The sequence below is a fragment of the Paraburkholderia elongata genome (genome assembly GCF_013177735.1).
GTDB lineage: Bacteria > Pseudomonadota > Gammaproteobacteria > Burkholderiales > Burkholderiaceae > Paraburkholderia > Paraburkholderia elongata.
Map to the genome: position 1 here is coordinate 1 of NZ_WOEZ01000239.1, position 19,696 is coordinate 19,696.

Annotated in this window: 14 protein-coding genes and 5 pseudogenes; 5 read left to right on the forward strand and 14 right to left on the reverse strand. The window is 61.2% G+C overall.

The genetic code is table 11. From position 1 onward, the window contains the following. A pseudogene (locus tag GNZ13_RS41395) lies at nt 1–963 on the forward strand (ABC transporter ATP-binding protein); the annotation flags it as partial. 460 nt (nt 964–1,423) lie between these two features. Beyond that, complete coding sequence (locus GNZ13_RS41400) at nt 1,424–1,648, forward strand: hypothetical protein (protein WP_172176065.1); 225 nt, start codon at nt 1,424–1,426, stop codon at nt 1,646–1,648. A 407-nt stretch (nt 1,649–2,055) separates the two neighbouring features. Here GNZ13_RS41400 and GNZ13_RS41405 read toward each other — a convergent pair whose 3' ends face one another. The 9 genes and pseudogenes from GNZ13_RS41405 to GNZ13_RS41445 all read right to left on the reverse strand — a co-directional run bounded on the left by GNZ13_RS41405 (nt 2,056) and on the right by GNZ13_RS41445 (nt 7,934). Continuing rightward, nucleotides 2,056–2,637, reverse strand: a complete 582-nt coding sequence (locus GNZ13_RS41405) for a hypothetical protein (RefSeq protein ID WP_172176067.1) — start codon at nt 2,635–2,637, stop codon at nt 2,056–2,058. A 175-nt stretch (nt 2,638–2,812) separates the two neighbouring features. After that, nucleotides 2,813–3,080 (reverse strand): annotated as a pseudogene (locus GNZ13_RS51780) (transposase); the annotation flags it as partial. A 71-nt stretch (nt 3,081–3,151) separates the two neighbouring features. After that, nucleotides 3,152–4,138 carry a hypothetical protein gene (locus tag GNZ13_RS41415; RefSeq protein WP_172176069.1) on the reverse strand — a complete coding sequence of 329 codons (987 nt, stop codon included), beginning with the start codon at nt 4,136–4,138 and terminating at the stop codon, nt 3,152–3,154. A gap of 151 nt (nt 4,139–4,289) precedes the next feature. Further along, the gene (locus GNZ13_RS41420) at nt 4,290–4,667 is read right to left on the reverse strand and encodes a hypothetical protein (protein WP_172176071.1); all 378 of its coding nucleotides are present in this window, start codon (nt 4,665–4,667) and stop codon (nt 4,290–4,292) included. 369 nt (nt 4,668–5,036) lie between these two features. After that, a pseudogene (locus GNZ13_RS54475) lies at nt 5,037–5,114 on the reverse strand (high-potential iron-sulfur protein); the annotation flags it as partial. A 630-nt stretch (nt 5,115–5,744) separates the two neighbouring features. Further along, nucleotides 5,745–6,092: a hypothetical protein gene (locus GNZ13_RS41430; RefSeq protein ID WP_236002408.1), complete on the reverse strand. Its 348-nt coding sequence runs from the start codon at nt 6,090–6,092 to the stop codon at nt 5,745–5,747. A gap of 27 nt (nt 6,093–6,119) precedes the next feature. Beyond that, nucleotides 6,120–6,410, reverse strand: a complete 291-nt coding sequence (locus tag GNZ13_RS41435) for a hypothetical protein (protein WP_172176073.1) — start codon at nt 6,408–6,410, stop codon at nt 6,120–6,122. 139 nt (nt 6,411–6,549) lie between these two features. Then, on the reverse strand, nt 6,550–6,750 hold the full coding sequence (locus tag GNZ13_RS41440; protein ID WP_172176075.1) for a hypothetical protein: 201 nt from the start codon (nt 6,748–6,750) through the stop codon (nt 6,550–6,552). Between the two features lie 950 nt (nt 6,751–7,700). Then, the gene (locus tag GNZ13_RS41445; RefSeq protein ID WP_172176077.1) at nt 7,701–7,934 is read right to left on the reverse strand and encodes a pentapeptide MXKDX repeat protein; all 234 of its coding nucleotides are present in this window, start codon (nt 7,932–7,934) and stop codon (nt 7,701–7,703) included. A 50-nt stretch (nt 7,935–7,984) separates the two neighbouring features. Here GNZ13_RS41445 and GNZ13_RS41450 point away from each other — a divergent pair, with 50 nt between their 5' ends. Together GNZ13_RS41450 and GNZ13_RS41455 are read left to right on the forward strand one after the other, a co-directional pair. Continuing rightward, the gene (locus tag GNZ13_RS41450) at nt 7,985–8,143 is read left to right on the forward strand and encodes a hypothetical protein (protein ID WP_172176079.1); all 159 of its coding nucleotides are present in this window, start codon (nt 7,985–7,987) and stop codon (nt 8,141–8,143) included. Between the two features lie 143 nt (nt 8,144–8,286). Beyond that, on the forward strand, nt 8,287–8,577 hold the full coding sequence (locus GNZ13_RS41455; protein ID WP_172176081.1) for a DUF883 family protein: 291 nt from the start codon (nt 8,287–8,289) through the stop codon (nt 8,575–8,577). Between the two features lie 888 nt (nt 8,578–9,465). Here the strand turns inward: GNZ13_RS41455 and GNZ13_RS41460 are convergent. The 3 genes and pseudogenes from GNZ13_RS41460 to GNZ13_RS41470 form a co-directional block, all read right to left on the reverse strand. Then, nucleotides 9,466–10,788, reverse strand: coding sequence for an IS5 family transposase (locus tag GNZ13_RS41460; protein ID WP_172176083.1), 1,323 nt, complete (start codon nt 10,786–10,788; stop codon nt 9,466–9,468). A gap of 754 nt (nt 10,789–11,542) precedes the next feature. Continuing rightward, nucleotides 11,543–12,484, reverse strand: a pseudogene (locus tag GNZ13_RS53055) (YihY/virulence factor BrkB family protein); the annotation flags it as partial. Between the two features lie 242 nt (nt 12,485–12,726). Continuing rightward, on the reverse strand, nt 12,727–15,105 hold the full coding sequence (locus GNZ13_RS41470) for an AsmA family protein (protein WP_172176087.1): 2,379 nt from the start codon (nt 15,103–15,105) through the stop codon (nt 12,727–12,729). 705 nt (nt 15,106–15,810) lie between these two features. Between GNZ13_RS41470 and GNZ13_RS53060 the strand changes: the two are divergent. Next, a pseudogene (locus GNZ13_RS53060) lies at nt 15,811–16,046 on the forward strand (helix-turn-helix domain-containing protein); the annotation flags it as partial. A 175-nt stretch (nt 16,047–16,221) separates the two neighbouring features. On the opposite strand, the gene GNZ13_RS41480 reads toward GNZ13_RS53060, so the two are convergent. Both GNZ13_RS41480 and GNZ13_RS41485 read right to left on the reverse strand, forming a co-directional pair. Then, a complete protein-coding gene (locus GNZ13_RS41480) occupies nt 16,222–17,685 on the reverse strand; it encodes a mechanosensitive ion channel (protein ID WP_172176091.1) in 1,464 nt (487 codons plus the stop codon). 222 nt (nt 17,686–17,907) lie between these two features. Then, nucleotides 17,908–18,309, reverse strand: coding sequence for a DUF3597 domain-containing protein (locus GNZ13_RS41485; RefSeq protein ID WP_172176093.1), 402 nt, complete (start codon nt 18,307–18,309; stop codon nt 17,908–17,910). Nucleotides 18,310–19,696: the final 1,387 nt, after the last annotated feature.

The window sequence follows — 19,696 nt, forward strand, 5'->3', positions numbered from 1 at the left end:
CCCTGTGGCTGTGGAGCGCGGGTCGCGCGACGACCGGTGACGTGGTGCTGGTCGGTTCGCTCGGCTTTGCAATACTTCATGGCGCCCGTGATCTGGCGGTGGCGCTGGTCGATCTGACCCAGCACGTCGCCCATCTTGGCGAGGCCTCGGCGACCTTGCTGATACCACACACAATGGCGGAGCGCAGCCGCGCGGCACCTCTGCAGGTACAGGAAGCGACGCTGGATCTCGAAAACGTGACCTTCGCGTATTCCGGCCGCAGGCCAGGTTCTCAGCGGACTCAACCTGCACATCCGCGCCGGTGAGCGCGTAGGTCTGATCGGTCCGTCCGGCGCCGGCAAATCGACTATCTTCGCCTTGATCCAGCACTTTTACGAACCGGCATCCGGCTGTGTGCGCATTTCGGGGCAGGATATCTCGCACGTCACCCTGCAAAGTCTGCAGTCCGCGATTTCGGTCGTACCACAGGACCCCTCGCTGTTTCACCGCTCCCTGCTGGATAACATCCGCTACGGTTGCCCGGACGCGAGCGAAACCGACGTGCGCCGCGCCTGCGGGGACGCAAACTGCCTGGAGTTCCTCGTCGCCATGCCGGAGGGACTCAACACGATCGCGGGCGACCGCGGCACGAAACTCTCGGGCGGCCAGCGGCAGCGGATCGCCATTGCGCGCGCCATTCTCAGGGACTCGCCGATCCTGTTGCTCGACGAAGCGACCTCCGCGCTCGACACCGCATCCGAGCTTGCAATCCAGTCAGCACTGGAACGGTTGATGAAAAACCGTACTGTCATCGCGATTGCCCACCGCCTGTCCACCCTGCAGACCTTCGGCCGCATTGTGGTGATCAATCGGGGCCATGTGGTTCAGGATGGTTCTCCGGCCGAGCTGGCGGCCATACCGGGCATCTATCGCGATACGCTGGCGCGCCAGCGCAAGCGTGCACCGGCCCCCGATGTTTGCTGACGACGAGCCGCGTGGCTGCGCCGCGGTCCCGTCTCACTGCCCGGCCGGGTGCACGAGAGAAAATCACCGCCAATTCGTCTTCGCGAGTTCAACGATCTCATCCCGCGGCCACGCATGAATGGGTACGGTCGAACCGAGCCGCGTACCCTGAGCCAACCACTCTCCAACGGAATTATCGAAACGTGTTTCAAGGCGACCGCTTCTACCCAGCGCTCTACGAGTTCACCCAACATCTGGACGCCAAACGCCAGGCAACGACGAAACAACCGTGCACAGTTGCTCCCCGTCCGAATAACGTATAGCAGCTCGCACCTGCTGCGTCCCGCAGCGATCCCACTCGCGCCGGAGTCGGTACCGGTAGGCGCCGCAGTCGGTGATGTGTGCACCGGGCTCGCCAGCGCGGCCGTGATCGGTCAGGTATTGCATGCTACGATTCCTGGGAAGCAGAAGGGAGCTCGCTGTGGAAGATGAGATCTATGCAACTCACACGCATCTGGCGCGAGTTCGCGTGATGAAGACGGTCACAGGCCCTTATCGGGGCATCGTAGTGCATCTGCGGCGAGTGGGCGCTGAACCTGACTCCGACGATCCACACGAAACTGAACAGGAATTCGCGTGTGAGGATCAGGCGCGAGATGCAGCGCGCGCTCTTGCCAGCAAGTTGCTTAAAGAGCACGAGTTCTGAATTACCGCGTCACCTCCCCGAACCTCGACAACCGGCGAAGCGTCGAAAACGGCGATGGAGACAGCCATGTGGACCTGCCGAAACTGCAATGCGCGGTTCGCCTCCGATGAGGTCGAGCTCCAAATCGACGAGGAAGGATTTTTTTCATTTGTCCTGGCTGCGACTACCGGAACAAGCTGGCGGACACATGTCGAGACGCAGCAGGGCGCCCGCAACTGGTCCAGCGCGACGACGAGTGGAGCACCCTTTCGGCCGTGAAAGTTCGACTACAAAGAGTTCGGCATCGACGCGTCGCCTCTCGATGAAGGTGGCTATTGCTACGCCCACGCAAAGATCTACCGGTGTGCTTCGGCGGGTGAAGCTTTGCCAGAATGGCGCAAAACGCGACACCTGAACTCTCCCGGTGACTACTTGCTCGTTCCGGGCGTGACGGATATCGCAACCGCTTCGGTGTGCACAATCTCAACCTGATCACCCTCGCGAATGTTCTTCAGCTGCTCGGGGTCCACCAACACATCCACCGTGCCCTGCGGCCCCTTTATTGTGACGTGTTTCCCCTTTGCATCAACGGCAACGACATCGCCCACTACCGTCACCTCACGACTGATTGTGCCGCCCGGTTTGGTCCCGGACGCGGCCGGCTGCAAGATCTGCCGCTCCCTGGCAGACCGCGGGCCACTTGTTTTTGTGAGACTCAGGGACCTCGCTTCCCGGTACTCGGTGGTGACCACGTCGCCAACCTTGAGCTGATCAAGGTTGCGCACTTCCTCGCCCGCCTCAAGTTCTTCGACCCGGCCGTTCTTGTCCCTGAGCGTGACGGTCCGGGTAGCGGGATCAATGGCGACGACCGTGGCAATTACCGTTGCCGTTCCGGTCACGGTGGTCTTGTCTGTTCCCTTTTTGATCTCCACAGACGTCTGTGGCTGGGCAAATGCCGGGCCGGTCATCATGGCGACGGCGGCGGCCACAAGGAAATACTGGATCTTCATTGCCGTACTCCCTGGATCGGCTCCGGAAAGATTCAATTGGACTTTCTCTCATATCCCGCTACGGCGCGCATAGGGACATGTCCCTAGCCTGAAACCAATTACAGTTGTATCCCGTGATCATGTCCATCCTTGAACGGGACTGTCGGATGACGCAAGGGAGGTCCTTCCACCTCCGGCGCAGATCGCAGACCATGTTCTCGAAACAGCCTGCCGGTAGCCAGCGCTGAGTTCGCTGATACACCAGTTCCCAAGGCGGGAAGTCATTGGGTAGCATCCACCAGGGTGCACTGGCCCGCGCGATCCAACGCAACGCATTAAACATGTCGCGCAACTCATATTTGCTGCGACGCGGTGACGTCCATCAGCGTCAGATAGGGTGCCGCGAAGCTCCATTCTTCGTCGGACACATCAGTCGGATAGCCTTTGCGGTTTGCTCTTCTCATGCCGCCAGGTTACCAGGTCTAACAGAAAGTGCCTTCCAGGCGGCACGCCAGGCCGGGGCTTCCGCCTGCTGTTACCGCATTGTCTGGCTTCTCAGGCGACGCATCGTGCAAGCAAAACTTGTCGCGAGGCCCTCGACACTCAGCGCGCAAGCGATCCATTTCAAGGCATAACGCGCGCGGCCACGCAGGTGCGCCGCTCGCACACGGCGCCAGAAGCGCTGCGGCACGAATCCGGCAGAACGCGCCTCTTTCTCAAGCAACGCCTTGCCGCCCGGCAGGTGGATGAACGAACAGCCGCGAAACCACCGCAGGTCGCGATAGTTATTACCGGGCCAATGGCGGCCTACCGCCTGGTAAGCACCGACCTCGACAATTCCCTGTCCTTCATCGGCCAGTGCGTTCAGTGTCGCCGAGATAAACGCCTCGTCACCGTGATGTCCCAACCGGTCAAGTTCACCGACATATCGCGTGTAAGTGGTGCGCGCGCGCAGCACCAGCCGGCGCAGCGCCGCGGGGGTACCCAGCAGAAACTCACCGCCGTACCAGCGAGGATTCCTGAAGCGCCGGCCCGCGACGATTTCCAGATCGGCGACGACCTTTTCGCTCCCATACGCCGGAAATACCTGATCGGAGATGTCGAACGCGCCTAGACCTGCTTCAGCGCATCGCCCGATCAGCTTCTGCTCGAGTGGCCGCATCGCTACCATATCCGTGTCGAGTAGCAGCACCATGGTGTCGGCGGGTAACGCGCCGGCGACCTGATCCAGCAGATCCAGTTTGAAATGCGCCGCGTAGAACGGTGTGTCCTTCGACAACTCGATGGTCGCGTTCAACCTCATCAGCGCCGGACGATTCTCCGGCGCCATGCTCTCGAGCCGTCGCGCGACATCGGCGGGCGCGTTGCTCATGATGGTCAGCGGGGGCATGCCCACCTGTCGCAAACTGTTGTTCAGGCAGATCGCCTGACTCACGTACGACAGAGGGTCGCGATTCGTTGCATTGGGACCGGGGCTCGCATCGAGATCCACATAAACCAGCGTGCAGGGGAAAAAGTTCATGTTGCTCCTGAAGGTTCAACACTGCTTTTCTATCCATCTGGCAGACTCCCCGCTTTTCCGGGCGCTGCCTTCACTGTCCGGTCGTCGCAGCGCGATTACGCGTCCCCACAGCGTCCCACACTGCTCCCCCAGTACACTTTGATGCAACCCGTCAATCAGGATCTCCAGATTGATCAGGCATCGTCAATGGAAATTCCCGTAAGGGTGTCCATGGAACGAACCACGCGTCGAGCACCCATGACTGCGCGGCAAGATCGTCGACCATCGCGGGTAACGTTTCGTCCGGCGTTCCGGCAAAGACCAGACTGAGTTCCTCAAAACCCGCCTTGCGGTCAGAACGTGCGCGGGTCCGTATTACGTGCGAGGCGTACGGACGAATCATCTGCCACAGCGCGGCGACCCGGAGCTGTCCTGTCGGGCAGCGAACCGACACGGCCCATAGTCCGTCCGCACAGCCGCCCGAATCGCCGGGGACGCCAGGTACGACGATCAGTGCCGGACGATGTCGTGAGGCTGGAGTGCGGTTCATTGCTGGCAGTAACAAATACAAGGATTCGTAGAATCGGAACTTCCCTGGACCGGCGCACGCTTCGTGTTTGTCCGCACCCGCGGGGTCTGGCCGTCAACGGTCGCGCACTTTACGTTCACCCAGTGTGTTCAGGTGCGCAACAACCATGCCTGTGACACGTCCAGCGAAACAGATATCGGACTGATTTGTGCTGGGCCGTATCGGTTCTCGCATGGTGCCTCCCAGGAAACCATGAAAGCAGCAGAGTCCTGTTCCGCAAGATGGCGCACGGGTATGGCTGATGAGAAACGGAACGGGGATGTACGACACCACACCCGCCTGGGACCTTTTGCGGCAGATTGGGTGCTGGCGTGCCATGGGCCGTCCATTTCACGCCTTCTTCACATAGGAGCTGCACCAGCCCTTTGCGTTGACGAGCTTGCCCGCAAAGACCTGACATGGCCCGGTGGCATCACCTGCCTTGCCCTGAAAGAACTGGCAGCTGGCGCACGTCTGCCCAGCCTGTTATTTCGGGAACCGCCCCCTGTCGGCCTTCGTCGCATCGGTCCTGTAACCGAGTGCCTGCGCGTTGGTGTCTGACTCCAGCACCCCGGACCCGCTTGCGCCGATGCGTGCCGTACAACCGGCCACCCGAGTACCGTGGCGGTGATGATGAAGGTGCGACGGGATATCGTCATGGTGTCCTCGTGCTGTCGACCGATGTTCAAGACTCCAGCAGAAACCGTGCGCATGCCGGACACGCCGATCACAGAGATACAGCGTCCAGTTGAGTGGCTGACACGGCGTCTCCGCCAGTCGCAACAGCAAGGGCCAGCGACCTGCACGGGCCACACCGGCAGGTTCGCGTGTCGTGATCCTGCCAGACGGACACAGACAGGCAAAGTCAGTGCCGCGGGAGATCCTGTCCGGTGCCGGTTATGCCGGAGCAGTGGCTCACGACGCCGCGGCCGACTATAGTCCCTCAATCGCCCGTCTCGCGCGGTCTTCAGCGGTTCGAGCGCAGCGTCTGGTACGCGTGCCGGTTGACGTCCCGACTCTCCACGTGTCTGCCGGCACCCTGCAGATTGGTTTGCGAAATTACAGCGCTACGTTGAGATGCAAGCGCAGGTCCTGGCGAACTGCGCCCGCAGCTTCAGGACTCCGCCTTGCCTCGAGGTGGCGCGCGAGGAGTTCAACGAACACCGAAAAATCCTGCGCTCCGTGGCGCTCCACAAATTCACTAAACGTTTCGGCGATCGCTGCCCGTTGCGTGGCGGACGAGTGCGTACTGGCAATGTGCGAACTGGCCCGCGCCAGTTCAACGAAATACTCAATCTGGCAACGCGCCAGATCTACAGCGGAGGGATGTTTTGTTCCAGATGGCATGGCTTTCTCCCACGTTTCGGTAACCGGCAGTCCGGTCCGTTTTCCAGGCTTGCAGCACATTGCGAGCCACCCCGGTACCCGGGAATCTCATTTGTCGTAGGCAGCCATAACAAGCCACATGTCGTGTTCGCCGTCGCGGATTTCAGCTGCCAATGCGTACGGGTCTCGCGGATCGCACACTTGCGTGAGCACGGTGTGCGCCACTTCCCCATTACCGAACGCGCTGTCCGACAGAGGACGGACTTCCTCTTTGCCTTCGAACACCGGCTGGCTCTGGCGATACACGAGCGGTTGCCGCTTCCATTCGACAAAACAGTCCCTGACGTGCTGAAAATCGCCACCGCAGATGTTGGCCTGGTAGCGGAATCCGGATTTCATGATGCGATCTCCTCTTTCCAGCCGGGGAGACCGCGATTCCTCCGCTTGTCGGTCTCCCGGAGATGTCGTGTACGACTGCGGGATACAACCCTGGCACCGTGCTGTGAGTGACGCCTCCGAGCGCGCCCCAATTGCCCGGTCACTGGCTTGCGCCCGACGCTGCTGCCGCGCTACCCGGGCTCATGGCTCCGGCGGCTGCGGGGTTGTTCATCGTTCCGCTAGCCGCTGTCGCTGCGGCGCCGGCGTCGGTGCTGTTATCCGCCCGTTTGCATCCGGGCGCACCCATCGCCAGCAGTACGACCGACGCCGCGATTGCCATGTGTTTCCTGGTGAGTTTCATGGCCCATTCCTCCTGGGACTGTCTAGAACCCGGACCTGGTCGTTGGATTAGCAGCACCATGGACTCCAGCCGGTCATTGAGACGAGAGCAAATTGCGTGCGTCATATTCAACGGCGCCCATCGATCATGGATAGTACGAAACGAATTCAGCACCACGATACCCAGAATGGCCAGCGACAGATTGAATAGGTGTAAACGGCCAGAACCGGCCGGTCAGCGGTGATACCCGAAAGAGGGCGGCCAAGGGAGTTTTCGCCCGGGCATAGTGGGCTGTCAGCCTTTCGAACGGAGTCAATTCCCAGGTCCGGATTCGACGCAGTAAATGAACCGTTAAGGGCGAAGATGGCGCGCTCTTTTGAGCGCCATAGGGAGTCGCGTTTCGAACCTCAGGTCTTACGTAAGTCCGTTGCTGGCCCACGTCTCGCTGAGAATAAGATTCATGCAAGCATGCTTGCTTGCGGTGAGCCCGATGAACCCGTGACACCCATACCGTTCTGGCGTCGGCACCGTTGCCGACACGAAGAAGCTCTCGAAGGAGGCAACATGACTCTACAGTCAGCCCTTCTGATCCCAAATCAGACGCGCTCTCGGCGACAGGAGCGGGACTCAAACCCGCACACCATCAAGATCAGATGGCTGGTGTAAGCGCGCAGCGCGCGTCGGGCTGAAGACGGCGGTTATGCGCTGAGGGAACTCCGCGCTACCTAGTGGGAGTGACCGTTTTTTCGTCGAAAAGGCCCAGTTTTTCGTGAAAAACTGCCGCGCTTTATCGGGCAGTGGGAGGAAGCCAGGGTTGTTTGTCCCCGGCTTCAAACAGTCGAGACTGGCCGAGCCCTGGCTAGCTGCGGGGCCGCTCGCTCAGCCGAACCGGTTTCGCACCTGCGCCGGTGACCGATTGCGTTTGAAAAACCCGGCGCTGATCTCCACAGCGGCGATGAAGGGTGATTTGCTTACTGCCCCATCGTGCCTGACGCTTCGGGTTTCACGCCCGTTGCATCGCTGCCCTTTTTCATCTTGTCGTGTTTCGTCTTGCCCTTCTTCATCGTGTCTTTTGACATCGGCTCCTTGGCCATCGTGCCGCTCGCCATCTCGCTGCTCGACATCGCGCCGCTTGCCTGCGCGAATGCGGCCGTGGTGGCAAGGGTGAGCGCCGTAGCAAGCGCTGCAACGATTACTTTCTTCATGATTTGTCTCCTTTGTTGGCAGAGGATCAAAAACCCGCAGTTCCTGCGGCATGATTCAAACAACGGTTACCCGCGAAGGACGGTTGACCGTGTTGATGGATTTTTCGATCGTGGTGTGCGCACGAATCGATCCGCTGGCGCAGCTGCCCGAGGGTGAGCCTCGGGGCTCGGCCAGTGCTTACCGGCTTCAGCTCGATCAGACGGCTTAAGTGCATTTTCCGTTCGGTTAATCCCCAGACGCCTACGGTTACTCTGTGCACCGAAAACAAGGAGACCCCGATATGCATGCGTTGGCATGTGTTTTGCGCCACCGAATTCGCCGCACACGTCTGTTTAACGGAGGGAGAAGCACATGTCTGACCTGAATGGCGTTCCCGAACATCCGACATCGCTTGGCTCAGACGCCGGGCAAGTTAGCGCCGAAGCCGATATGAGTCCGGCTGTGCGCACCGGCGACGGCGCGAGCGTGGGCGCCAAGCTCACCGAGCTGCGCAGCAAGCTGGTCGAGGCCCAAAGCACTGCGCGAGAAAGGTACCGGGCAGCCTATGAAACGACCGATGATTTTGTCCACGCGAAGCCTTGGCAAGCGATTGCCTTGGCTATGATGGGAGGCTTGGTGGTTGGCATGCTTGCCGCACGCTAGTCTTCCGGGTGCGATGTCAGGTCCCGCCGGCACAGAAGCTGAGGTGGCGCGCGTCACGCTGCAGTTTCGAAAGGATTCCTGCAAGCTGGGTGAGCGACAGTGGCTTGGCCAGGAAAATCAAACCCTGCTTCGACGGCCTCTAGCTTGTCTGCGTTTGCGGCAGCCTGTTGGGGCACCTAGCTTGGTATGTGCCAGCGCTTCGCGTGAGCGCAGTTATATGGCACTTTTTAGACGGCGGTGCGCCATATACGTACATCCTTGCGTGCGCGGGGAGGAGATCATCTGCGTCCATGTGCTGGACGGTTTCCGGCACAAATGCGCAGAATCTGCTGGGCGCACTTCAACATTGGCAAAGCTACAGTTTTATTACACTCTTTGGACGACTTTACTTCGTTTGACACCCATTTCGAGCAAACTGATCACAAGGGGATCGAGGTCAGTTTGGGCTTGCGTTTGTCAATTTCCTAGCGGATTGAGTACGGCATCGAATTGGCGCTGTCGCCAGCCAAAATTGAGAGGTGGGTTCATGACGCAGCGAGCACGGGATCTTTATCGGAGTTCCAATGGCGATCGTTGGTGGCTGGTTCGCGACCTGGATTCAGGACGCGTGTTCATTCGACATGAGCCCAACATGTCATCGGGCGGCCATACATCCGAAACAGCCGTCGGCGATTTCCTCGTGTGCGACGCACACGGACCAGAGCATGCCGAGTTGTTGCGGCTTATCGGAACACTTGTCGATCCCGGCTACCCATAGCCGCGCAACAAGCATTCCTGAGCGTGAGTGCCGAGCGACGACTCAGACACTGCACGAGGACTCGTGAGTGCTGCTGAACGAAATGCATTCAATAGTCGACCCTGAACAATTCATTTCCCGGGCCGCCGACGTCACACCATCACGTCGGCGGCAATGCAGCGGTTGAGCAAAGCAGCCAGAACGAAGACGCAAAAAAGCCGCAGCTTCCTCAGGATCATCCGCAGGTTGTGGCCGGCACCGCACAGTACCGCGTGCATCGCGTCGCCGAGCGCACCTTTGAGCCAGTTGCGATCAAGTTTTCCGTCTGTCTTCATGTGGCCGATGGCTGGCTCGATTGCGCTGCGCCGCCTGATCATCGCGCGGAGTCCGCGTGTGATGCCGCGGCGCAAGCCCGGGTGGTAGATCTTCACGCCGTCGACCGCGACACCCTTGTAGCCACGGTCGACGATGGCCACTTCCGGCGTGGCGTCGCACAGGATTGCCGCCTGTTCCAGCGCTTCAGCCAGCGTATGACCGTCGTACGGATTGCCTGGCATCGAGCGCATGCCAACTACCAGCCCTTCCTTGTGAGTCGTCGTGATCGACACTTTCACACCGAATTCGTAAGGCTTGCGGGCCTTGCCTTTGGCCAGACACTCGACTTCAGGCGCGTGTAGCGCATAAAGCTTGTTCTTGTCTTTCGGCTTCTGCGCCAGGATGCGCTTCGTGCGGCCAATCAGCTCCATTAATGCCGCACGGCCTGGGTCTGCCACCTGAGCGACCTGTCGCTCCACATCGCGCATCACCCGTCCAACGCGTGAACGCAGCGTGCGCAGTGCTTTCCTCATGCGTTTGTACTGCTTCGCATGAGCGTAGCGGCCAATCTGCAGCCCCAGACGCGGCGCCTCGCGGTTGTAGTTCTGCCGCAGCTTCAGGCCGTGCCGCGCGGCCGCCTTCACCAGATGTTCGCGACACCGCTCGAGCAGGCGTGAATCGGTTGGATGGGCGATCGCTTTTTCCATCACCGTCGTGTCGACGATCACCCGCTTCACGCTCGCGGCCTTGATCACGCCGGCACGTTTTGCCGCCTCGATCGTCTCGGCCAGCAACTCTTCAACGCCGGCTTCGCCCAGACGCTTCCTCCAGCGCGTCAGGCTCGACGGGTCGATCGGCGGCTCCGTCTGCAGGTACGTCTCGCCCGTAAAGACCTGCCAGTACGGGTTTTCAACCCATTGCCAGACGACCTCTTCGTCGGACAGATCGAACGCGTGCTGCAAGTACAGCAGCCCCGCAATCAGCCGCGGCGAGCTCGCCGGTCGACCTTTGCCCGACACGAAGCTCTCGCTCATCAATGCGCCCAGCCGCTCCCAGTTGATCAGGTCAGTCAGGCGTACCAGCGGATGCTTCAGGTTGATCTGTTCGCGCAGCGGTTGCCGGAAGAAATCTCCCTCCGGCACAGGCGTCTTCGGACCCATCTGCACCTCGTCGAAAAATGCAGGATTCTTGCGTTAATGTGCCAGGTTCCTGCAAATCTCACAACACCATTTCGGCCTCAAAGCTCTGTCGTGCGAGGCTCTCCGAATTGTTCAGGCTCGACTCAATAGGTGATGAGGTGTACGGCGAATGCGCTCCCCGGTTGACGTGGCAACCGGATGAACACGGATGCCCCGATGCCCTGGATGGTGCGCAGAGCGCGTGGGTCACGCGGCCCGGCGACGACCCTCAGGAATCGTTCCCTTCCGAGCGGCTCCGCACTCCAGCCCGCTCGCGCTCGAAGCGGAAGGAGGCCGCCGCTCGCGAGAATGGGGAAGCATCCGCGGGCAACCGGATTCCCAGGCATTCCTCGATGCGTGACACATATTCCTGCGCATCACTTCGGGATAGCCATGGCGCGTTCGCGTCGCTAAAGAAGCAGTCCGGCATACCGTCCAATGCGCCATAGGCAGGCCGTAACAGCATGGACACACTCGCTGTGGCCAACCCGGGCGCATTGAATTCGACAGGTCTGAATGAATCGTCCGCGCCAATCGGCTTGTCATAGCTGTTCAGCAGCAGGATCAGGCCGTCCGCTCTCCGATAAACGGTACGCGGCAGCACCTTATGAAGGACCCGCACGGCGGCCTTCGAACGATGTTTGAGACACAACATCGCACCCCAGGTGACCAGATTCTTGACGTACTGGTCTTCGTACGAGTGGTGAAGCATGACTGATTGCCTCTGGCGGAGCCGGTCGTGCGGCAGTTCAGCATCTGGCATGCGGTCATGCTCGCGCACCGCGTGGCTGCGGACATGGGCCGGCTGGCTTTTCAGGCGACCAACCTCGGCGGCGATTTCGGCGCCAAGCAACAGCACCGCTGCCGAGAAGTACAGCCACATCATGAGCGCCGCGAGTGAGCCGGCTGCACCGAATGCGTTGGCTGTTCCGGCGTGGGCAAGATAGAGGGCGAACAGCTTGCGTCCACCGGAAAACAGCAACGCCGACACGACCGCGCCCGACCATGCGGTCCGCCAGCGCACGGGCGCGTCAGGCAACATTTTGATCAACGCTGCGAAGGCCGCGCTCAACACGGCCAGGCCAAAAACAAGCTGCGCGATCTCGCCGACGACAATCAGCGGCGAGTTGCCGAACAGCCTTGCGCCGACAAAGCTGATGGTCGTGTCCAGTACGAGCGAAACCACTAGCAGGAAGGCGACCCCCATGACGAGCCCGAACGAGATGAGCCGCACCTTGACCAGCAAGGCAATACTGCTTACCGCGCCGAACCGCACTGCGGCTGGAAACACCACGTTTAACGCGGCATTCAGCGAGGCAAAGGTTGCCGATGCGCCGAACGCGAGGAGGGCAGCCGAAAGGAGGGCGGCTGGACCCGCCGTACTGGGGTGTCGGGCATGCTCCACGATCGTCTGGACGGCTGCGGCGGCCTCGTTGCCCAGCAGCCCATTGATCTCTCCAAACAGCTGGCCGCGCGCCGCGTCGGCGCCGAAAAACCACCCGGCGACAGCCAGCACGATCAGAAGGGTCGGCGCCAGCGAAAAGGCGCAGTAGAACGCAATGCTCGCGGCCATCATGGTGCACCGGTCCGTGCTGAACCGTTGACCCACGCCAATGGCCAGTGAGAGGAACGAAGGTATCGCGGTAACCGGAAGTCGCCGACCATGTATGAGCGCCATTTACGTCTCCGCCACGGAAGATCGCCCTGAACGTCAGGCACGCAAGTAACGCGCCTGCCTCCAGTTGACTTCGCGATGAGCGCGGGCGGCAGCCCCCTCACCCCAACGTCATCCGTTCCGGTACCGTGCCTGCGGCACGTTGCCCCAGAGCCCTGTTGATAAGCCCAGCTCCTCCAGGTCGCTGATCGAAAGGCGCGCATCGCCCGTTTGTGCGAAAAGCGCGTCGCGCGTCACATGCAGGCTCAACGTCCCCGGTACTGCGCCTCGCTGGCTGCCGCTGGACCCGCAGGCGCCGTCTTCCTTGCCGCCTGCGTGCGCGCGGAGCCGCCCGGACTATCCTCTGCCGGACCCGCTGTGCCCGACGCCAGGTACGCCGGTGCCGCCTTCTCGCGCTGCTTCTGCCCCGCCGGCGGTGCGCTCGGCGCCGCGCGCATGTCGGCGAGCAGCTGCGCACATGGCAGCGGCTTGTTGTTGCTCGGCGCGATCAGCGGAATCAGCGCCGCGAACGGATTAAGCAGCCCGAGCCCCACCACCGCCCCGCCACGCACGGCCAGCGCGCCGGCATTCACACCGACGTGCGGGTTCTTGAACGTCCCATTCACATAAAGCGGCGAGCGCAGCGAAATCACCCGAAGGCCCTTGGTATGCGGATGAATCCCGAGATCCATCTGCTCGGTCCGCAGGTCGATGTGACCATCCATGTTGATCACGGCGTTGTCGGTGTCGAGGGCGAACACACGCGATTCCAGCACGCCGTTCGTCACCACGAAGTCCGCGGCCGCGCAGTTGATCTTCACGTCGCGCTTGCCGAAGAGCTTCTCGTAGACCACGTTCGCCACGTTCAGCCCCACCGCTTCCATGTACAGGCGGCTGATCGTGCCGTCGGTGACGAGCGCCTTCACTTCGCCATTCGACGTCGCCGCCAGCGCCGCGGGAGAGTTGCCCGTTGCCGACAACGCCGCGTCGCCATTCACTTCGCCGAGCGCCGACTGCATCGTCTTCACGGTCGGGAAAAGTTGCTTGAGCTTCAGGTGCCGCGCCTGCGTCGCAAAGCGTCCCTTGAGCGGCGCCGTGCTGCCATCGAGGTGAATGTTCGATGCCAGCGTGCCGCCCGCCACGCCGAACTTGAGCGGCTCCAACGCCAGCACGCCGTCGGTCATGATCACGTGGGTGTAGAGATCGGTGATCGGCAAAGCCGGGTTCCTGATGATGCGGCGGCCGGTGAACTTCACATCGACATCGATGGCCTTCCAGCGATCCGTCTTGAATTCCTCGACCGGCAACGCCCTGTTCGCCGGCTGCCTGGTTTCCTCGCCGCGCTTCGCCTTGCTCGCGTTGGTGTCGGCGCCGATGATCGGAGCGAGATCGGAAAATTGCAGCAGGTTGGACACGACTTCACCCGACAGCACCGGCCGCGGCTTCTTACCCACGTAAACCGTCGAGCCGTTCAGGTCGCTGCCGCCGACGCGGCCCGTGAAGTTCTCATATTTGAAGACATTGCCGTCTTCCGCGAACTGTCCGACGAGCCGCCCTTCGGTCGCGTACGGCGGCGTTTCGGGCAATGGCACGCCAGCGATCGGATAGAGATGCGCCATGCTGACGCCCTGCAGCCACAGCTTCAGGTCGAGCGCGGCGAGGTGCGCCGGGGCGGTCACGGTACCGGCCAGCGCGATATGCGTATCGCCGATCTTCACATCAGCCTGCACGGGGAACGGCCGCGTCGTGTCCTGCAGCGTGAGCACGCCTCCCACCTTGCCACTGCCCGACACAGCCGTCTTCTTGTAGGTGCCCTTGACGGTCCAGCCGAGACCATAAGGCGGCACCGAAGGCTTCGACTTCTGCTGACTGGTCGTGCCGGTATTCGCCGACGTGCTCGCCGGACTCGCCGGTCCGCTGCTCGCGGCCGCGGCAGAGGACGCCGCCGATGCCTCAACCTGCCTGGCTTCGACCTGCTTGTGGAGCGTGGTCGCGCCGCTCTTGCCGACCACCTGCGCCGACGATTTGCGCGACGCCTGCTCCTGCTGCTTCATGACGTCACCGATCGGCACGGGCTGACCGAGGGTATCGACGACGACCTCCATGTCGGCCTGGGTGATCTGGTCGGCGTACGCAACGCGACCCGTCGCAAAGGCGATGTCGTGCAGTTTGAGATTCCACGTGGACGGCTCGGTCGGCTGGTTGAACCTGAACGTCCAGTTGTTGCGGTTATCTTTGGGGCGTTCGAGATCGATCGACGGGTTGACCAGGTTGATCGTCGGAATCACGATGTCGCGTGCCAGCAGCGGGAGAACCTCAACCTGAAAATCGATCTCGTCGAGGGTGGCGAATTGCGGGTGTCTGGCCCAGTCCGGATTCGCGATCGTGATGTTCTGGGCGGAAAAGCGTGGCCACGGCACCCAGCGCCGCCAGCCGGTTTCGCTCGGCGGACGCTGCCAGCCGATCTTCAGGTCGCCGGTGATGCGGAACTGCCGGCCGATCGCCTGCGTGACCTTGTCGTCGATCCACGGCCGCGCGCGGTTCCAGTCGAAAGTCAGGAAAAAGACGACGAGTGCCGCAATCAGTACCGCCAGCACGGCAACAAACCATGCAGCAATTTTTCCGACTGGCAGGCGCTGCGCCATGACGGCTCCATCATTTTTCCTGTTTCGCTTCGAGCAGCACGTAGTATGCCCGGTGGCCGCAAGTGCCCGGCCAGCCGATTTCCTCAGGATGACGAATCCGGTCCGCCTTGCCGAGCCTACGTGCCCCGAATTCTGCACACGGTTATTGCCAATCGAATGTCATGGATTTTTCCTTGTGAGGCGGCACAGCGGCCCCGAAAGCCGGAGGATAACGGTTCCAACCGTCATGACAGTCACTCGAAGACCTGAGCTGGCAGACAGGGCTCTTTGTTGCTGACGGTATCGGATGTGGAAACCGGGTTCCGGGGACATTTCCGGACCCGCAAGGAACGGGGTGGGAATGCGGCAGGTGCGTACCTTACCTGCAGGGGGCCCGGAGCGAAGTCTACGACCATTGATCGTCTGTGCCGTTCAGCAAGATATCGATCGGCTCAGGCGGCGGTAAATGCCTGTTCGGCACCAGCCATCGTTTTTATCTGTCAGTCACGGGTCGTACTTTCCGGCCAGCGAATGCGCCTACCGTTCTCGTGACCCAGGCGGTCAGGGCTGCCCGTATCGCGATGCCAAATAATCGTCTCGGTCCGATGACGATTGAACCGGCGACGAGCGCGGCGATCACGGCGGTGCTCGACGTTTGCAGTACCGTTCGGGCTATGCCGGTGACGCGGTACTTTTCCGATGTTCTTGCGGATGCGGGCACCCGCAATGCGCGGGCGCCGGAAAGGAATTCGGCGCGCGCTGCGTCCATGCGCGCGAGGACAGCGGCCTGCGCGTCCGAAAGTCGACCCCGCGGCATTCGGCCTTCCATCAACACGTCGGCAAACGGCTGGACTGCGACGCCAGGAGTAGCCCAGCGCGCCAACGTCAGCGCGACATGGTACACATGGCTCGAACAGGCCCGAGGCGGCGCCCCCTCGGCCAACGTGATCGACCGCATCGCCGGCGACCGCGAGCCTGGGCCCTGATCTTTCTTGAACGGCAAGGCTGATCGGTCTAACGTCGGCAGGCGGGTCAATATGGCGTCGGCGGCAACAGACAGGCCATAACTGCGCTGACCGGCGTCGACTGGAGCATGTGAACCGCACCGCCAACGCGGTGCGGTTCAGGCGGGCGCCGCTACTCCTTGTCGCCCCGGGTAGCGAACCAGCGTTCGAGCAGCTTGCCGGCCGCTTCACGTCCGCCAATCCCGAACGACAGCGCCATGGCTACCGCGATCCCGCCCAGCACCAGGGCGAATGCAAGTTGCACGATCTCGTTGGCAATACCCATTGCGCGCAGTCCCATGGCGAACACAAGTCCGAGGATCGCGAACTGAGCGATGCGAGCAAGCAGCACGCTGTGCTCTCGATCGGCCTGCTCGATCACACGCCGCGCAAGACTCGACAGCCAGAAACCGATGATCAGGATCACGCTGCCCATCAGGATGTGCCCGCCGAACTCGATAAAGAGCGTGACCACGTCGCGGACCTGGCCAAAGCCCAGGCGATTGGCAGCTTCCACCACGGCGAACAACATCGCGAAGAAAACCACGAGTCGCGAAGCCAGCACCGACGGTTGCAACGGGCCGTACAGGACCTTGTCGAGACCGAGCGCCGCCGGCAACCCGTCCACACCGGCCGTCACGAGCAGCTTCTGTGCCAGTGCCGCGACGAAGCGTGCAACATAGAAGGTCGCGAGCAGAATGACCACGGCTGCGACGATATCCGGCACTGCGCTCAGGAACTGATCGAGCATATGCGTGGCGGGTCCTGATATCGCTTCGATCTTCAGTGCGTCGAGTGCAGAAATCAGCGTCGGCACGAACACGAAGATGTACACCACCGTTCCGACGAGGCTTGACAGCCGCACGGGCGTCGGGCTGTCGACGTCCTGTGTGAGCTTGTCCGCACCGGCCGCCGCGAGCAGATTGGTGACAAGGCCGCGCAGGATCCTCGCGAAAATCCAGCCGACAATCCCGATCACGGCGGCCGCGAAGAGATTCGGCACGATCGCAAGCAGCTTGTCGATCATGCTCTGCACGGGCGCGAGCAGGCCGTTCAGATCGAATGCCGCGAGCACGGCCGGAATGAACAACAGGATGACGAACCAGAAGAGCACATCACCCACATACGCGCTCATCGGACGCATGCCGGCCGTCTCGGACAATTTGCTGTCAAGCTTGCTCGCGCGCAGCGCCCTGTCGGCCACCGCACGCAATAGCGACGCGATCAGCCATGCGACCAGCGCAAGCACAGTGCCGCCGATCAGGTTCGGCAGATAGTTGACGATCTTGGTGACAAGGAGCGAAAACGGATTGGAGACCGCATACAGGTTCAGGACATTGAAGACCCCGACGGCGGTCATGAGCAGAACAAGCCAGAACAGGCCGCCGGCAATGACGTTCTCCACCTGAGTGGCCTGCTTCGTGCTGTCGGCAATGCGCTGATTGACCTTGAGCGCAGAGAGCAGCTTGCGGGCACCGGCCCGGGCGATTACGGCAACCAGCCAACCGACGATCAGAATGCCGAGCGCACCGGCGATTTTAGGCAAAAAGCCACTTAGCGCGTTTTCCAGCGTAACGAAAAAACTGGTTAAATCCATTTTTCTCTCCGAAAGCTTTGTGATGCGGTTATGGACCTGCTTTCTGCCTTCGACGACACCGACTGAACCCGCCCTCTCATGTCCTCCTTAATTCTTTGCGTCAATGTTAGTTCATCGGCATGCGACTGCCATGAACGTGCCGGGCCAGAGCAAAGCTGACGCTGACAAACTGGATAACAACGGCGTCAAAATCGCGCAGCCCGGACACAGCAATAAGCGCACTCAGGACGCCAGATCGGGCGGCAACTTGCCACCATTCGCCGCCAGCGCCTGCATCACCTGCTTGTGCAGCCAGACGTTCATGCTCGCCGAGTCGTTCACGTCGCCGTCATATTTGAGTTCCTGGGCAAGCTGCTTGCGATGTTCGAGGCTGCTGTCGACACCAAGCGCCTTCATCGTATCGACGATCGATGTGCGCCAGTTCAGCGTTTCGCCACTTTCGCCGACGAGTTGGTCCGTCACGGCCGCGACGTCGACGTCGGTCAGAGGCGCGGGCGCCGGCGCGGCATCCGGAGCGGCAGCCTGCGCTGCGGCCGGATCCGGTTTTGGTTCGGCCGGCAGCGTCGGTTTATCCGGTTTCGCCTTGCCGAACAGCTTGTTCACGATTTCGCCAAAAAAGCTCACGCTGAATCCTTCCGAACGGTTGGTCATTAGCGGAAACACCGTGCTGCTTGCAATATCCTATGCGATGTGTCTGTAGAGGCTGCAGCAATATGTTTAAAAGCTGTCAAACGGCGCCGCAATCTTCGGTGGCGCTTCGCGGAGCGCTTTACGGTGTTCCCGGCCCGGTGCTTGCGGCATATGACGTAGTGTCCTGCCGTGTTGAGTGCTCACACTGGCTCTGCGTCACCGGAAGACTTCATTAGCAGCCTGCAATCGCGCTATGACCAAACCTGACCAATAATTCGGCTACCGTCTCACGACGTCGAGTTCTGGACTGAACTGGTCGGGTTGGCGAGGAAGGAAGCGTTTAACGCGATTGCACACCATCTCGCTATCGGTTTTCACGAAGGGGAACTGGCTTTTGCTTTCTGTGGCCGACTACGGCGAATCGCTTACTCGTAGTTTCGCGGCCATTAGAATGTTAGCAGCCCGCCGCCACGGATTCCCAGGCAGGTTGTAAAGCTGGAGTCCATTCTTCGACACTTCCGCCCATACGCCGGCCGCGCCAGGAAATGCCGCGATGGAGTCGTTATCCCAACCCAGCGCTGCTGGAATACGGGACGACGGCGTCGCAGCTTTGATTTCGCGTTCAGCGGTCCAGTCGCTCGCGAGAGCGGTCAGACAAAGGATCGCTCATCGAAAACACGGTCCAATGCCTTCGCCCAGCTTGCCCGCAATCTCAGCTCGTAGATTGTTGTCCACAGGCCCTCTATATCCGTACACTGCCGGTGCCGATTGTCGACGATCCGGGCAATGGCGTCGACTGGCTGAAACTGGCCGAACCCGGGAGTTCGATGTCGAAGCGGTTTGGCCGAACCCAGGCCTGCTTCGAACTTCCACAGTCGGCCCAAGGCGTGTGGCAGCATCCAGAGAACTACCATCCCCCGTTTCTCACATCACCTTGCACCCACAAGAGTGCGCCCATGCCGGGCGCACAAAAAAGCCAAGGCGGTGAAGCCTTGGCTTAGGGGATTCTGCTGGTTGAGAGGACCAGCAGAATCCGAGGGCGGCCACCGCGCCTGAGAACGCGGCAGCCCAGTCACAAGATATCGCCGTTTCATCGCCGCGCGAATCGATGTTTACCGCCATGGCGTACGATGCGGCGGAAGCCATTGCATACGTGTTGCCAGTGCGCGTTTTCTGATGAAACGCATGTGCCCATCCATTCAGGCAACGATGCGAAGCCCCCCGGTACCGCAACAACAGGATAGCGCGCGCAGTAGCTCAATGCCGGGCGTTGTTCCAGTGCGGCCAGTAGTGACGGTGATCCAACTGCCTAAGCCGCTTTCGACGCATCTGCTCCCGGTAATAATGAGCGGCGACTAACACGGGCGCCATCGCCAGCACG

Coding starts and splice junctions, on each gene's coding strand:
- GNZ13_RS41430 (WP_236002408.1), bottom strand. CDS start 6,092: ATGTGCTGCAAGCCTGGAAAACGGACCGGACTGCCGGTTACCGAAACG.
- GNZ13_RS41450 (WP_172176079.1), top strand. CDS start 7,985: ATGATTCAAACAACGGTTACCCGCGAAGGACGGTTGACCGTGTTGATG.
- GNZ13_RS41445 (WP_172176077.1), bottom strand. CDS start 7,934: ATGAAGAAAGTAATCGTTGCAGCGCTTGCTACGGCGCTCACCCTTGCC.
- GNZ13_RS41470 (WP_172176087.1), bottom strand. CDS start 15,105: ATGGCGCAGCGCCTGCCAGTCGGAAAAATTGCTGCATGGTTTGTTGCC.
- GNZ13_RS41480 (WP_172176091.1), bottom strand. CDS start 17,685: ATGGATTTAACCAGTTTTTTCGTTACGCTGGAAAACGCGCTAAGTGGC.
- GNZ13_RS41415 (WP_172176069.1), bottom strand. CDS start 4,138: ATGAACTTTTTCCCCTGCACGCTGGTTTATGTGGATCTCGATGCGAGC.
- GNZ13_RS41460 (WP_172176083.1), bottom strand. CDS start 10,788: ATGGGTCCGAAGACGCCTGTGCCGGAGGGAGATTTCTTCCGGCAACCG.
- GNZ13_RS41435 (WP_172176073.1), bottom strand. CDS start 6,410: ATGAAATCCGGATTCCGCTACCAGGCCAACATCTGCGGTGGCGATTTT.
- GNZ13_RS41455 (WP_172176081.1), top strand. CDS start 8,287: ATGTCTGACCTGAATGGCGTTCCCGAACATCCGACATCGCTTGGCTCA.
- GNZ13_RS41405 (WP_172176067.1), bottom strand. CDS start 2,637: ATGAAGATCCAGTATTTCCTTGTGGCCGCCGCCGTCGCCATGATGACC.
- GNZ13_RS41420 (WP_172176071.1), bottom strand. CDS start 4,667: ATGAACCGCACTCCAGCCTCACGACATCGTCCGGCACTGATCGTCGTA.
- GNZ13_RS41440 (WP_172176075.1), bottom strand. CDS start 6,750: ATGAAACTCACCAGGAAACACATGGCAATCGCGGCGTCGGTCGTACTG.